Below are 14,905 nucleotides of genomic sequence, written 5' to 3' on the forward strand. Positions count from 1 at the left end.
ATATGTCCTCCCTGCAGGCACACCGCTCCGGCCCGCTGGCACGGCTGTGGTTCGCCGTCAGCGCCGTGGTTGCCCTCGCCGCGCTCGGCCTGTGGGCCTGGCATCATCCACTCGATCGGGTGGCCGCTACCGCGATTGCCGCGCTCGCCGTCATGGGCTGTCTGGCGCGCCCCTCCGCCTGGCTGCTCATCCTGCCGGCGCTATGGCCAATCATCGACCTCGCCCCGCTCACCGGCTGGATCCACTTCACTGAAAGCGACGCCCTGGTGCTGGCCGTGGTCGCCGGCGTCGGCCTGCGCGAAAGCCTGGCGCCGCCCTTGCCGGTGCGCGGCGCGCCGGCCTTCCGGCTCTCGCCGATCGCGCTGCTGATCGCCCTGCTGTGGCTGGTGAGCTATGGCATGTCGGCCTGGCGCACGCCGATTCCGCTACCGCCCTTCGATGCCAGCCTGTTCGCCGGCTACAAGACCCCGCTCAACGGCCTGCGCCTGCTCAAGGCGCCGATCCTGCTGCTGATGCTGCTGCCCTGCCTGCACGCCGCCGGCCGCGCGCGCGGCGCGGCCGCGTTTGACCGACTCACGCTCGGCATGACGCTCGGCCTGCTGACCGCCTCGCTGGTGGCGGTGTGGGAGCGCGACGCCTTCCCCGGCCTGACCAATTTCTCGGCGGACTACCGCACCACTGGCTTGTTCTGGGAAATGCATGTCGGTGGCGCTGCCCTTGATGCCTGGCTGGCCTTGAGCTTTCCCTTCGCGCTGGCCGGCTTTCTGCGCAGTCGCGACCTGACGCGGCGGCTGCTTTTCCTGGCGGTACTCGCCATTGGCGGCTATGCGATCCTGACCACCTTCTCGCGCGGCCTGTATGCCGCGGTCGGGGTCAGCCTGGTTTTGCTCTTGCTGGCCGGACGGCCCAGCCCGACTGCGGCCCCCGCCGCCGACGGTCCACGCCCCTTGCCCGGCGGTGCGTGGCTGGCCGCCGCAGTGCTGATCGGCGCGGCCATGCCGGCCTTCGCCGGCGGCGGCTATCGCGGCCTGGCGGCCTTGATCGGCTTCGCGCTGGCGGCCTATCTGTTTGGCGATATCGCCCGCCGGCTGGGCCGCGGCCAACGCATGCTGGCACTCGGCGCGGGCGTGCTGCTCGGTGCCGTCACACTGCTCAGTCCGATGATCGACAAAGGGCCGTATCTCGCCTTCGGCGTGCTGTGCCTGTCGGCCCTGACGGTTGCAGCGATCAGCCTGCGTCGTCCCGAGTCCACCGCTCCAGCGTTCGCCGGACTCGCGCTGACGAGTGCCTGCGCCGTGTCGGCGGCGGTGGTCGGTCGCTACTGGGGCGAAGGCGTGGGCGAAGCCGGCATTGTTGCCGCCGCGGGCGCCGGCCTGCTGATCCTCGCCGTGCAGCTCATGTTGCCGCGCCCCTTGTGGCATCAGGCGGGCAACGGTCTGGCGCACGCGCTATTGGTACTCGGCGTGGCCGGCGCGCTGGCCACCGGCACCACCAGCTACTACATGGGCGAACGCTTTTCGACGGTCAGCGAGGATCTGGGAGGTCGCATCGCGCACTGGCAAGAAGGCGCCGCGCTGGTGCGCACGCCTGCCGATCATTGGCTGGGCCTCGGCCTGGGTCGCTATCCGGACGCGTATTTCTGGTCTGGCCCACTGGCCGCGAATGCGGGATCTTGGGAGCTGCCCGAGGAAAACGGAAACCGCTTCAGCCGCATCGGTGCGACTCGCTTCGTCCTCGGCTTTGGCGAATTGTTCCGGGTCTCGCAGCATGTGGCCGCCGACACCACCGGCCCCTTCCATTACCGCATGAAACTGCGCGCGCCCGCACGCTCTGGTCTGCACCTCGAAATCTGTCGCAAACACCTGCTGTACACCCAGACCTGCGCAATCGCCCTCATCAGGATCGACAGCCCGATCTGGGTAGAGGTGCAAGGCACGATGGAGGCGGGCAGCCTCACCAACGGTGCTGGGCAACCCTACCGGCCGAGTGTGCTGGCGCTCGCGATCGACGGGCGGGCCCCGGTGGATGTGGACGACATTGAGGTCATCGACAACGCCGGTCGCTCGCTGGTTGCCAATGGCGACTTTCAGGCGGGGGTGGATCGATGGTTCTTCAGCTCCGACCGCCACCACCTGCCCTGGCACGCGAAGAGCCTGTTTGTACACGTATGGGTCGAACAAGGCGCACTTGGGCTGGTGATGCTTGGCCTGATGCTGCTGGCAGCTGCCGGCCGGGTGGGGCTGGGTCGGGCACGTGAGCATCCGTTCGCGGCACCGGTGCTGGCCGGCCTGGCGGGCTTTGTGGCGGTGGGCGTGTTCGACAGCCTGCTCGACATGCCACGCATGACGCTGATGCTGCTGCTCACCGCCTGGCTGGCGCTGTGTATGAATCCGGCCGCGCTCAAGGAAGCGCCAGGCCGTCCCAAGCTTCCTTGACTCCCTCGGGGCCGCCGCCGATAAGCGGCAGGTAAAAGGACGCTCAGACCGGCGCGACCTCGACCAGGCAGTCGTAAAACACGGGGCCGCCGCCGATATCGGTGAGTGCCGACGAGGTGACGGCGTTGGCGTTTTCGCCGTCGCCGGAGAACTTCTGCCACCACACCGACGGCGCGGCGACGACGCCGGGGCGCACCCGGTCGGTGACTACCGCCAGGGCGTGAAACGCGCCACGATCATTGAAGATTCGCAGTCGCGCGCCGTCGGTGATGCCGCGCGTGACGGCATCGTCCGGGTGGATTTCCAATGTTGGCGCGCCTTCCTTGTCGCGCCAGCGCGGCAGGTTGGCGAAGCTGGAATTGAGGAAGTTGCGCGCCGGCGGCGAGATCATGGCCAGCGGGAAGCGTGCGGCCTGCGTCGGGTTGCTGACCGGCGATTCGATGGGCGGCACCCAGCCGGGCAACGGATCGAAGCCCTGATCGGCCATCGTCTGCGAAAAGAATTCACAACGGCCAGACGGCGTCGGAAAGCCGCCGGTGGCAAAGGGCGCGAAGGGACGCGGCAGGTTGAGGCGGGCCCAGCCCTGCGTCGCCAGGCCTTCGCTCAGCCCGAGGCTGCGCGCGTCGCGCTGGATGAAGGCCGCGGCGGCGATGGTGGCGTCGTCTTCGAACAGCGCGGGGTCGTCAAAGCCCAGGCGCGCGGCAAGGCGGCGGAACACTTCGCTGTTGGGCAGCGATTCACCGACCGGGTCGATGGCCGGCGTGTTGGCCACGGCGTACAGGTGGCCATAGGCCTTGTGCACGTCGACGTGTTCGAGCTGGCTGGTGGCCGGCAGGAGGATGTCGGCGTAGTCGGCGGTGTCGGTCTGAAACAGCTCATGCACCACGCAGAACAGGTCTTCACGGGCAAAGCCGGCGCGCACCCGGTTGCTGTCGGGAGCGACGGCGACCGGGTTGCTGTTGTACACGTAGAGCGCGCGGATGGGCGGGTCGTTGGCGGTGAGCAGCGCTTCACCAATCGGCGACATGTTGATGGTGCGCGGCGGGAAGCGGTCGGCGTTCGGGTAGAGATCGGGGCGCTCGAGCGCCGCGGTGTCGATGGGGAAGTTGCCCGAGGTGGACAACACGGCGCCACCGGCCACGTCGCGCCAGGCGCCGACCAGTGCGGGCAGGCACGCAATGTTGCGCACCGCTGTGCCGCCACCGGCACAGCGATTGAGGCCGTAGTTGAGGCGGATCACGCTGGGCCGGGTGCTGCCGTAGTCGCGCGCAAGCTGGCGGATCGCCTCGGCGGGGAGGCCGGTAAGCGGGGCGGCCCATTCGGGCGTGCAGTGGCGTACGCGCTCGGCGAGCGCTTCGAAACCGAGGGTGTGCTGGGCGATGTAGTCGTGGGCGATGAGGTCGTCTTCGATCAGCACCTGCATCATCGCCAGCGCGATGGCGCCGTCGGTGCCGGGCAGCGGGGCGAGGTGGAGGTCGCACTTCTCAGCCGTCTGCGTACGCCACGGGTCGATGCACACCAGCCGGGCGCCCTTGCGCTTGGCCTGCTGCATGAAGCGCCAGCCGTGCAGGTTGGACACCACCGGGTTGGCACCCCAGATGAGGATCAGCCTGGCATCGACGACGGCCTCGGGGTCGGTGCCGACCGAGGCGCCGATGACGGATTTCCAGCCCGCGCTGCCGGCCGAGGCGCAGATGGTGCGATCGAGCAGCGAGGCGCCGAGGCGATGGAAAAACCGACGGTCCATACCCGAGGACTGCACCAGGCCCATGGTGCCGGCGTAGCTGTAGGGCAGGATGCCGCGCGGGTCATCCGCGGCGATCTCGGCAAAACGGGTGGCGATGGTGTCGAGGGCTTCGTCCCAGCTGATGCGCTCAAAACGGCCTTCGCCCTTTTTGCCGATGCGCTTCATCGGGTGGGTCAGGCGGTCGGGCGAATAGACGCGGTCAAGATAGTGCGCCACCTTGGTACACAAGGCGCCATGGGTGAAGGGATGGTCTTCTGCGCCGCGCACCTTGACCGCGCGACCGTCTTCGACGGTGATGTGCATGGCGCAGGTGTCGGGGCAATCATGCGGACAGGCGGCGCGGACGATGCGGGATTCGGATGCCATCAGACCTCCCGATGGGTGTTGGCGCCGCTCAGCGCGCGGCGGGGCTGGTCAGCGACCGGTAGCGTTCGCGGTCGCGCGAGTAACGGGCACGCACGGCTTCGATGTTCTTGAGCTTGGCGTCGATGACGGTTTCCTGCGCGGCCAGTTCTGACTGATTGTCGCGAATGGCCTGAGTCAGATCGGCCGGCACGGCACCGGTCGGGTGCAGCTTGGCCTCTTCCTGCAAGCGCTCATGACTTTGCTGCAACTGCACCTGGCGCTCTTTGGCCTTGGCCAGATCGTGTTCGATTTCACCAATGGCACGGCTCTCGCGCTGATCGATATCGGCAGCACTGCGGTAGGTGTCAAGCAGTGCCCGGTCCTGCAAGCGCTGGCTACGGCGGCGCGCCTCTTCGAGTTCGCGCAGGCGCGATTCACGCTCGGCCGCAATGCGCTCGGCCTCGCTCATTGGCGCGGCGATCCGCTCGATGACGGTGCCATCCGAGGCCACGCGTCGGTAAGCCCGGCCGTAGCAGGCCTGCGGCAGCACATCGCCGCACACCCGGCGCCCTTCGGCACTTTCACAACACAGAATCGCGCCGGCCGCGCTCACTGGCGTACTCAGCATACTGGCGAACAACAGGCCGATCGCAGCCAGGCAGCGGATCATCATGAGCATTACCCTTACGATGCAACGCCATAGGCGTCGCGATAGGCCTGCACGGCCGACAGGTTGGCGGCCAGATCGGGGCTGCCGCCCAGATAGCCGATCAGATCGGTCAGCGTCGCCACCGCGATCACTGGCATGTCGAATTGCGCCCGTACTTCCTGCACCGCCGACAAAGCGCCCTGCCCGCGTTCCATGCGATCGAGCGCGATCACCACGCCCGCAGGCGTGGCGCCATGCGCGCGGATGATCTCGACCGACTCGCGCACGGAAGTCCCGGCGGAGATCACGTCATCAAGAATCAACACCCGGCCGGCCAGCGGCGCGCCCACCAGCGTGCCACCCTCGCCATGGTCCTTGGCTTCCTTGCGGTTGAAGCAGTAGGGCAGGTTCACGCCCTGCTCGGCCAGCCGCATGGCGGTGCCAGCCACCAGGGGGATGCCCTTGTAGGCCGGGCCAAACAGCATGGTCGCGTCAAGCCCTGAGGCGAGTATGGCCCGCGCATAAAAACTGCACAGCGCGCCGAAGGACGCGCCGTCGTTGAACAACCCGGCGTTGAAGAAATAGGGCGACTTGCGCCCCGCCTTGGTCATAAACTCGCCAAAGCGCAGCACGCCCTTGTCACAGGCCAGTGCAATGAAATCCCGGCTAAAATCCACGTTGGCCTCAATCAGAATGATTCTCAAGACACCGAATGTTACGCGTCATCACTATCAACCTCAACGGCATCCGATCGGCAGAACGTAAGGGCTTTTTTGCCTGGATGTCGAATCAGAACGCCGACATCGTCTGCCTGCAAGAGCTCAAGGCCCAGCGCCCGGACCTCTCCGAGGAGATGCTCGCCCCGCCGGGCTACCACGGATTTTTCCACTGCGCCGACAAACGCGGCTACAGCGGCGTCGGGATCTACAGCCGACGCGCACCCGACCGGGTGATCGAAGGCCTGGGCAACGCCGAATTCGATGCCGAAGGCCGCTACCTTCAGGCCGACTTCGGCACGCTGTCGGTGGTCTCGCTCTACCTGCCCTCTGGCTCCAGCTCGGAAGAACGGCAGGCCGCCAAGTACCGCTTCATGGACATCTTTATGCCGCACATGGCCGAGCTGATCGCCAGCGGCCGCGAGGTGATCATCTGCGGTGACTGGAACATCGCCCACCGCGAGGCCGACCTCACCAACTGGAAGTCCAACAAGAAGAATTCCGGCTTCCTGCCCGAAGAGCGCGCCTGGCTGACCCGCCTGTTTGACGAAGTGGGCTGGGTCGATGTATATCGCACCCTGCATCCGGACGCGACCGACGCATGCTATACGTGGTGGTCCAACCGCGGTCAGGCCTGGGCCAAGAACGTGGGCTGGCGACTGGACTACCAGATCGCCACGCCGGGCATCGCGCTCACCGCCAGGGCCACGTCGGTCTACAAGGACGAACGTTTCAGCGACCACGCGCCACTGACCGTCGACTACGACATCAGCCTGTGACCGGCAAGCGCCGAAAGGCCGGCCATCACGGCCGTCCGGCAAGTGACAACGTCATTTTCACTCGGACATTTTCAGTTCATCCGGCAAAAACCTGCGTAAATCAGGCGAGTGCGCGATAATGGTGGCTCAGCCATGGGGGGCACTGACCGAATGAAATGCGTAGATGATTTCCGCCTGCGACTGGGCAAGCACGAGCTCGTGCCCATTATGGTAGGTGGCATGGGGGTGGATATTTCCGCCGCCGAACTATCCCTTGAAGCCGCGCGCCTGGGCGGTGTCGGGCATATTTCCGATGCCATGGTGCCGACGGTGTCTGACCGCCGCTTCAAGACCAAGTACGTCAAGGACAAACTCCAGCAGTACAAATTCAACGTCGCGAACTCCGACAAATCCGTCGTGCAGTTCAACATGGACATGCTCGCCGAGGCGACCGCTCGCCACGTCAGCGCCACCATGGAGGCCAAACGCGGCCCGGGGCTGATCTTCATCAACTGCATGGAAAAGCTGACCATGAACGCGCCCAGGGAAACCCTGCGCGTTCGTCTGCGGGCCGCCATGGATGCCGGCATCGAGGGCATCACCCTGGCCGCCGGTCTGCACCTGGGCTCTTTCGCCCTGATCGAAGATCACCCGCGCTTCCGCGATGTGCATCTGGGCATCATCGTGTCGTCGCTGCGCGCGCTGCAGTTGTTTCTCAAAAAGAGTGCCCGCACCGGTCGCCTGCCCGATTACGTGGTGGTCGAAGGCCCGCTGGCTGGCGGTCACCTCGGCTTTGGCATGGACTGGGCGGAGTACGACCTGGCCACCATCACCAACGAGATCCAGGCCTGGCTGAAAGCCGAACAGCTCGAGATTCCGGTGATTCCGGCCGGCGGCATCTTCACTGGCACCGACGCGGTGAACTTCCTCGAAGCCGGCGCCGCCGCGGTTCAGGTGGCCACGCGCTTCACCGTCACGCACGAATGCGGCCTGCCAGAAGACGTGCAACAGCACTACCTGACGGCCGAAGAAGACGGTATCGAGGTGAATCAGATCTCGCCCACCGGCTATCCGATGCGCATGCTCAAGAGCAGCCCGGCGATCGGCGACGGCATCCGCCCGAACTGCGAAGCCTACGGCTACCTGCTCGACGCCAAGGGCAACTGCCAGTACATCGAAGCCTACAACCGCGAAGTGGCATTGCACCCCGGCGCCAAGCGCGTCAAGGTGATGGACAAGACCTGTCTGTGCACCCACATGCGCAACTTCGAGTGCTGGACCTGCGGGCACTATACCTATCGCCTGAAAGACACCACGCGTCAGAACGAGGACGGCAGCTATCAGCTACTCACTGCCGAGCATGTGTTCCAGGACTACCAGTTCAGCAAGGACAACAAGATTGCCCTGCCCGAGCTGATCTCCTCCACCGCCTGAGCGCTCAGGCGGTTTCCCGCTCGGGCGCCGACGCCCCACCATCTGCTTTACGGTGGGGCGCGCGGTAGGCCACGGCGGGCTTCATCAGATGTCCCAGCTTGTTGGCCTTGGTATCGAGATAGTCGGTGTTGTGCGGATTGCGCCCAACCTGCAGCGGCACCCGCTCGACCACCATCAAGCCATGCTGACGCATGCTCTCCAGCTTGCGCGGGTTGTTGGTCATCAAACGCAGTGACTTCACACCCAGGTGCGCCAACATCGGCTGACAGATGCCGAAGTCGCGCATGTCTGCCGGGAAGCCGAGTTGCTCGTTGGCCTCGACCGTATCAGCCCCTTCGTCCTGCAGCTTGTAGGCGCGAATCTTGTTGAGCAGGCCAATGCCGCGGCCTTCCTGGCGCAGGTACAGAATCAGCCCCCGCCCCTCGGCCACGATCTGGCGCATCGCCGCTTCAAGTTGGTAGCCGCAGTCGCAGCGCTCGCTGAACAGGCTGTCGCCGGTCAGGCACTCGGAATGGATGCGCGCCAGCACCGGCGTGCCGTCCGCGATATCACCATGGGTGATGGCCAGATGCTCGATCCCGGTGTCGGTATCCTCGAAGCCATGCAGCGTAAAGACGCCGAAACGGTTGGGCAGCTTGCAGGCTTCGACAAAACGAAGGGTCATTCAATGCTCTCCTAGCGGGGGCGTTTTTGTTGTCTCGCCACCGGAGCGGTCGAGGATCGCGAGCGCCATGTCGCGACCTGGCTTACAGATGACAGTATCGCTGCCCTCTCGTTCATTCAAGCGCTGCGGCGCTCGGGCAGCAGCAGATGCAGGCCGATCGCCGCCACGCCGCACAGGCTCACGCCTTGCAGGCTGAAGCCATCGAGGTTCACCGCCAGCCCGCCGATGCCGCACACCAGCACGGTCGACACGATGACCAGATTGCGCGGCTCGTCCATGTTCACCCGCGCCGCGATCAGCGTCTTCAAGCCGATGCTGGCCACCGAGCCGAACAGCAGCATCATGATGCCGCCCATCACCGGCACCGGCACCGACTGCAAGATGGCGTTGAACTTGCCGAAGAAGGCCATGAAGATGGCCAACACCGCGGCCCAGGTCATCACCGCCGGGTTGAAGTTGCGCGTCAGCGTGACCGCTCCGGTCACTTCCGAATACGTGGTCACCGGCGGGCCGCCGATCAGGCCGGCAAACAGCACTGCCAGGCCGTCGCCGGCGAGCGTGCGATGCAGGCCGGGCTTCTCGGTATAATCCTTGCCGGTGATGCCGCCGATAGCGACCACGTCGCCCACATGCTCGATGGCCGGGGCCAGCGCCACCGGCAGCATGAACAGCACCGCCGCCCACTCAAAGCTCGGCGTCACAAAGACGGGCAGGGCAAACCACGGCGCGTCGGCGATCTTGCTCAGATCGACCAACCCGAGCATCACGCTCAGGATGTAGCCGACCAGCACGCCGGCCAGAATCGGCACCAGACGCAGGAAGCCGCGCGCAAAAATCGACACCACCACCGTGGTCAGCAGTGAGGCCGTCGCCACCACCATCGCCGTCGCGTAGGGCACCAGCTCGATCTTGCCATCGCCGCTCTTGCCCATCGCCATGTTCACCGCCACCGCGGCCAGTGACAGACCGATGATCATGATGATCGGCCCGATCACCACCGGCGGCATGAAGCGATGCACGATCTCGGCACCGTGCTTGCGCACCAGCGCGGCAAACACGAAATACACCAGGCTCACGCAGGCCAGCGCGCCCATGGTGGCCGACACACCCCAGGTTTGGGTGGCGTAGATGATCGGCGCGATGAAGGCGAAGCTGGAACCCAGGAAAATCGGCACCTGCCGGCCGGTCACCGCCTGAAACAGCAGCGTACCCACGCCCGCGCCCAGCAGCGCCAGGCTGGGGTTGAGGCCGGTGAGCAAGGGCACCAGCACCAGCGCGCCAAAGGCCACGAACAAAATCTGCGCACCCGCAATAGCCTGGCGCCAGAGGGGGTCCCGGCTCTCGCCAATCGGATTTTCCATGGGAGCAACGACCTCCAAGTACTTTGGCGCCACATTGGGCCTTTGATAAACAATACCTCGCATTCTACCTACAGCGGCAGACCCCTTTTGGGTTTATGCGGCGGCGAAAGCATGCACATCTTTCATTGGGGATGAGTTTTACATCACGACATAAAATGTCTTGACATCTTATGTCGCTGCGCCTAGGCTGACGGCACTTATCCCGCGTTCATATCCGGTCAAGGAGCGTCAATGAAAACGCTGCAGCAGCAACTCCGAGGGATCGACCACGTCATTTCCTCCACACTTGGCGGCCTGGCCGTTCAACTCCAGCCCATTCCCGGCGAGGTGCCCGTCATTCAGGTCAGCATCGCGGAGCGGGATGAGCTGCCGATCTTCATCACCTGCTCCGACGCCCAGATTCTCTGCATGTGCTTCCTTTGGACCGAAGCCGAGATCCGCCCGGAGGGCCGCACCCGACTTCTGGAGACCCTGTTGGACCTGAATCCATCGGTCCCCTTGTCATCCTTTGGCAGAGTCGGCGATCGCTTCGTCCTCTTCGGCGCGCTATCGAGGGACTCGCGCGTCGAAGACATCGCGGCCGATGTCGCGGCACTGAGCGACAACGCACTCGACGCGCTGGATGCCCTTTCAGAATTCTTGAATTGACAGGAGACAGAACATGTCCGTGATCAAAAAACTGGTAAGCCTGCTGCGTGGCTCGGTCAGGGAAATCGGCGAAAGTGTGGTCGATGCCAATGCAACGCGAATCTACGAACAAGAGATTCTGGACGCCAAGAGCAGCATCGATCAGGCCAAGCGCGAGCTGGCCGGCGTCATGGCCAAGGAAATCCAGACAGCTCGCGCGATGGAGCGCTTGCAGGCCGAGATCCTGCGTTACGAATCACTGGCCGTGGAGGCGTTGAACAAGGGTCAAGAATCGCTGGCCGAGGAAGTGGCCGGAAAGGTCGCCGAACTTGATCAGGAGCATACCGAGCAAACCAACGCGCACGCAGCCTTTGCCGTTCAGGTTGGCAAGCTGAAGGCGCTGATCAAGAACGCCGAGGCCAAGATCCGCGAGCACGAGCGCGAAATTTCAGTCGCCCGCACCACCGAAAGCGTCTATCGCGCGACCAGTTCGATTTCCGACAATATCGCCAGCACCGGCTCTCGCCTGAGCACTGCGCGCGAGTCGCTCGAGCGCATCAAGAAGCGCCACGAGGATCTCGCCGACCGCATGACAGCGGCCGACAGTCTGGACAAGGAGTTCGGACACCGCGCGCTGGAAGAAAAGCTCAACGCCGCCGGCATCGGCGATAACGCCGACCGCCAACGCAAGATCATGGCACGCATCCGCACACGCGCCGAAGGCGGGACAACGCCACGGGCTGGAGATGAACCCGCAGCATGAACGCGCCGCGCAAACCGACTCGCTGGCAAAGTTCGGATCAGGCCATTCGCGCCGTCCAGGTCGCGTTCGACGTGGAACAGGAAGTGCTGGAAGCGGTGCGTCGCTCCGCCTTCGAGCACAATCGTTCCACGTCGGACGAGATCCGCAATCTGCTGGGCCTGCCGATTTCCAGCCGACCCAAACGCCCCCGCCTCACCGTGTCGCTATCACCATCGGACTACGAGGAGCTGGGTGCGCGCTACGACCTGTCCGCCGACGACCGGTTGGGCATCAAGGAGCGCGTCACGTCGGAGTTGGTAACGTTCGCACAAATGCATAAATCTTGATGCTATTGTCTTGCCCTGATTTCAATCGAGGAGTGTCACGCGCACCATGATCGAGTTCCTGGATGCCGCAACCCGTTTCCCGACCGCGATCTTCACGGCGCTACTGTGCGTGGTGATCTTCTACTGGCTCCTGGCACTGGTCGGGCTGTTCGATCTCGACGCCGGCAGCCTGGATGGCGGCATCGACGACATCGGCGTAGTGGCCAGCTACCTCGTGGCCTTTGGCCTCAATGGGGTGCCGTTTTCGATCGTCGTCAGTCTGATCATCCTGATCTCCTGGACACTCAGCTGCCTCGCCGGTATGTGGGTTCTGCCATTGCTCCCAACGGCAACCCTGGGGGCACTCGCGGGCATCGGCACGCTCATCGTGAGCTTTGCGCTGTCACTACCCGTCACGGCATGGTTGCTCCGCCCCCTGCGGGGCTTGTTCGTCACGCACTCGGCACGCTCCAACGCCGCGCTGGTTGGAGAACACTGCAAGGTACTCAGCCAGACCGTTGACGCGCACTTTGGACGGGCCGAGGTCCACACCCGGGGCGCCAGCCTGAACATCAAGGTCTGGGCGGAGCAACCGAACACGCTGCACCGCGGCGCCACTGCCCGCATCGTCGACTACGACCCGGCCGGCGAGCGCTATCAGATCGTCGAAGACGCGAGCCACTGAGCGCGCCCGACTCAAGCAACTTTCACCACAATCAAACGTTCAACAAGGGGATTTCATGGAGCCGATCTATGTCGCCGTGGGCATTGTCGCCCTGCTGGTGCTGGTCTTGTTCGCACTGTTCGCCAAGTTCTACCGCAAGGTCGAGCAGGGCTATGCAATGATCGTCAATACCTTGCGCGCCGAACCCGATGTCACATTCACCGGCCGGATGGTCTATCCGATCATCCACAAGGCCGAGTTGATGGATATCGCTCTCAAGACCATCGAGATCGACCGCACCGGGCATGAAGGCCTGATCTGCAAGGACAACATCCGCGCCGACATCAAGGTGAAATTTTTCGTTCGGGTTAACAAGACCGCCGAAGACGTTCTGAAGGTTGCGCAGGGCATCGGCTGCGACCGCGCCTCCAACCATGAAACACTCGAAGAGCTCTTTTCCGCCAAGTTCTCCGAGGCGCTCAAGACCGTCGGCAAGGCCATGGACTTTGTCGATCTGTACCAGGCGCGCGACCGTTTCCGTGACGAGATCATCCGTCAGATCGGCGATGACCTGTCGGGCTACGTCCTCGAAGACGCCGCGATCGACTACCTCGAACAAACCCCGCTCTCCAAGCTCGATCCGAACAACATCCTGGATGCGCAGGGCATCAAGAAGATCACCGAACTGACCGCGGTCGAACATGTCCGCACCAACGATCTGCGTCGCGATGAAGAAATGCAGATCAAGAAGAAGGACGTCGAAACCCAGGAAACCCTGCTCGAACTGGTGCGCCAGCAGACCGACGCCGAGGCGCGTCAGCAGCGCGAGATCGCCTCGGTCCGGGCGCGCGAGGAAGCCGAAACCGCCCGCATCCAGGCCGAGGAACGCGCCAAGGCCGAGCTCGCCCGCCTCGATGCCGAACAGGCCATCACCGTTCAGCAGGAAAACGTTCTGCGTGAAAAGGAGGTTGCCGAGAACAACCGCAAGCGCGCGGTCGCCATCGAAGAGGAAAAGGTCACCCGAGCCCGCGATCTCGAGATCGTTGATCGCGAAAAGGAAGTCACGCTGCAGCGCATCGAGAAGGACAAGGCTGTCGAGGTGCAAAAGAAGGCCATTGCCGACGTGATCCGGGAACGCATCGTCGTCGAACGCACGGTCGCCGAGCAGGAAGAGGCGATCAAGGAACTGCGCGTGGTGGCCGAGGCCGACCGCACCAAGAAGTCGACGATCATCATCGCCGAAGGATCGGCCGAAGAGAAGCTGGTGCTGGAGGTCAAGGCAGCCGAAGCACAGGAGCGCCGCGCGCACCACAAGGCGGCCGAAGAGCTGACCCTGGCCGAGGCCAAGCTGAAAGTCGCGGAGAAAGACGCCGACGCAAAAAAACGCGAGGCCGAAGGCATGGAAGCGCTGGCGGCCGCGCCGGGTCTGGCCGAAGCCAGGGTCATGATGGTCAGTGCCGACGCCAAGGAGAAACAGGGCCTGGCCGATGCGAAGGTAAAGATTGCCGAAGCCGAAGCGGTAGAAAAGTACGGCCTCGCAGAAGCGGTGGCGCTGCGCGCGCGCATGGACGCCGAAGCACAGGGCAAGGAAAAGCTTGGCCTGGCGGATGTCAATGTGCGCACCGCCGATGCCGAAGCGACGGTGCTCACGGGCCAAGCGGAAGCCAAGGTCATCGGAGCGCGCTTCGAAGCCGAAGCCAAGGGTTTGCGCGAAAAGTTCGATGCCATGAGCGCCATGACCGCAGACACCCGCGCACACGAGGAATTCCGCATGCAGCTGGAAAATGCCCACATCGAAACGCTCAAGGCCATCGATGCGCAAACCGGCATCGCCCGCGAGCAGGCGGAAGTCCTCGGCACCGCGCTGGCCAACGCCAAGATCGACATCGTCGGTGGCCAGGGCGACTACTTCGACCGCTTCGTCAATGCGCTGGCGATCGGCAAGGGGCTGGACGGCGCGATCGCCAAGAGCAATACCCTGCAGGTCGCACTCAAGGACCATCTGAGCGGTGAGCGCGACATGATCGGCGATGTGCGCGATGTGGTCGGCGCACTCGGCGGCGCCTCGGGCGAGCTGCAGAATCTCAGCGTCGCCGCGCTGCTGACGCGGGTACTGCGCGACGGGGACGAGCAGCAGAAGGACGCGCTCAAATCGCTTCTGGACACATTCCGCAAGACTTGAGGCGCATGAACATGCAAGAGAATCGAGACTATCTTGAGCTCGCTTTCCGCTCGATCGAATGCTTTTCCAACGACGGCAAGCTCGATGTCGGAGAACTGCAGAAACTCGTCGATATCGTTCTGCGCGATGGCCTCGTTGACGACAACGAGAAGCGCGTCCTGCGCAGCATTCTGCGTCGTCTGACGACCGCCGAGCTGACGCCGGAGATGCTTGCCCGGATCGAGTCCGTACGGACCCAAACCGGAATCTAGGCCG

14 protein-coding genes are annotated in these 14,905 nt (G+C 64.3%); 9 read left to right on the forward strand and 5 right to left on the reverse strand.

All coding sequences use genetic code 11. The features are described 5' to 3' along the window. Positions 1-2: 2 nt before the first annotated feature. The gene (locus tag FHP91_RS19325) at positions 3-2,435 is read left to right on the forward strand and encodes a hypothetical protein (RefSeq protein ID WP_144311135.1); all 2,433 of its coding nucleotides are present in this window, start codon (positions 3-5) and stop codon (positions 2,433-2,435) included. A gap of 43 nt (positions 2,436-2,478) precedes the next feature. On the opposite strand, the gene FHP91_RS19330 is transcribed toward FHP91_RS19325, so the two are convergent. From FHP91_RS19330 to pyrE, 3 genes are read right to left on the reverse strand one after another with little or no spacing between them, the layout of a single operon-like run. Then, the gene (locus FHP91_RS19330; RefSeq protein WP_144311136.1) at positions 2,479-4,548 is read right to left on the reverse strand and encodes a molybdopterin-containing oxidoreductase family protein; all 2,070 of its coding nucleotides are present in this window, start codon (positions 4,546-4,548) and stop codon (positions 2,479-2,481) included. Positions 4,549-4,576: 28 nt separating this feature from the next. Beyond that, positions 4,577-5,200: a hypothetical protein gene (locus tag FHP91_RS19335; protein WP_144311137.1), complete on the reverse strand. Its 624-nt coding sequence runs from the start codon at positions 5,198-5,200 to the stop codon at positions 4,577-4,579. An 11-nt stretch (positions 5,201-5,211) separates the two neighbouring features. Continuing rightward, entirely contained in the window at positions 5,212-5,853 is a 642-nt protein-coding gene (gene pyrE, locus FHP91_RS19340; protein WP_144311138.1) for an orotate phosphoribosyltransferase, read from the reverse strand. Positions 5,854-5,888: 35 nt separating this feature from the next. Between pyrE and FHP91_RS19345 the strand changes: the two genes are divergently transcribed. Continuing rightward, positions 5,889-6,671 (forward strand): exodeoxyribonuclease III, encoded by a 783-nt coding sequence (locus FHP91_RS19345; RefSeq protein ID WP_144311139.1) that lies wholly within the window; start codon positions 5,889-5,891, stop codon positions 6,669-6,671. A 150-nt stretch (positions 6,672-6,821) separates the two neighbouring features. Beyond that, positions 6,822-8,084 (forward strand): nitronate monooxygenase, encoded by a 1,263-nt coding sequence (locus FHP91_RS19350; protein ID WP_144311140.1) that lies wholly within the window; start codon positions 6,822-6,824, stop codon positions 8,082-8,084. A gap of 4 nt (positions 8,085-8,088) precedes the next feature. Here FHP91_RS19350 and ribA read toward each other — a convergent pair whose 3' ends face one another. Together ribA and FHP91_RS19360 are read right to left on the reverse strand one after the other, a co-directional pair. Then, positions 8,089-8,748, reverse strand: coding sequence for a GTP cyclohydrolase II (ribA, locus tag FHP91_RS19355; protein ID WP_144311141.1), 660 nt, complete (start codon positions 8,746-8,748; stop codon positions 8,089-8,091). Between the two features lie 116 nt (positions 8,749-8,864). Further along, positions 8,865-10,109 carry a uracil-xanthine permease family protein gene (locus FHP91_RS19360; RefSeq protein ID WP_144311142.1) on the reverse strand — a complete coding sequence of 415 codons (1,245 nt, stop codon included), beginning with the start codon at positions 10,107-10,109 and terminating at the stop codon, positions 8,865-8,867. A gap of 231 nt (positions 10,110-10,340) precedes the next feature. Here FHP91_RS19360 and FHP91_RS19365 point away from each other — a divergent pair, with 231 nt between their 5' ends. Genes FHP91_RS19365 through FHP91_RS19390 form a run of 6 tightly spaced genes read left to right on the forward strand, consistent with a single transcriptional unit; the run spans position 10,341 to position 14,901 of the window. Next, positions 10,341-10,757, forward strand: a complete 417-nt coding sequence (locus FHP91_RS19365; protein WP_144311143.1) for a YjfI family protein — start codon at positions 10,341-10,343, stop codon at positions 10,755-10,757. A gap of 13 nt (positions 10,758-10,770) precedes the next feature. Beyond that, a complete protein-coding gene (locus FHP91_RS19370; RefSeq protein WP_144311144.1) occupies positions 10,771-11,499 on the forward strand; it encodes a PspA/IM30 family protein in 729 nt (242 codons plus the stop codon). Further along, a complete protein-coding gene (locus tag FHP91_RS19375; RefSeq protein WP_144311145.1) occupies positions 11,496-11,825 on the forward strand; it encodes a hypothetical protein in 330 nt (109 codons plus the stop codon). The genes FHP91_RS19370 and FHP91_RS19375 overlap by 4 nt, the downstream gene beginning before the upstream one ends. Before the next feature lie 46 nt (positions 11,826-11,871). Next, positions 11,872-12,489, forward strand: a complete 618-nt coding sequence (locus FHP91_RS19380; protein ID WP_144311146.1) for a ubiquinone biosynthesis protein — start codon at positions 11,872-11,874, stop codon at positions 12,487-12,489. A 55-nt stretch (positions 12,490-12,544) separates the two neighbouring features. Continuing rightward, complete coding sequence (locus tag FHP91_RS19385; protein ID WP_144311147.1) at positions 12,545-14,650, forward strand: flotillin family protein; 2,106 nt, start codon at positions 12,545-12,547, stop codon at positions 14,648-14,650. An 11-nt stretch (positions 14,651-14,661) separates the two neighbouring features. Beyond that, positions 14,662-14,901, forward strand: coding sequence for a hypothetical protein (locus FHP91_RS19390; RefSeq protein ID WP_144311148.1), 240 nt, complete (start codon positions 14,662-14,664; stop codon positions 14,899-14,901). Positions 14,902-14,905 lie beyond the last annotated feature (4 nt).

It is taken from the genome of Denitromonas halophila (assembly GCF_007625155.1).
Classification (GTDB): Bacteria; Pseudomonadota; Gammaproteobacteria; order Burkholderiales; family Rhodocyclaceae; genus Nitrogeniibacter; species Nitrogeniibacter halophilus.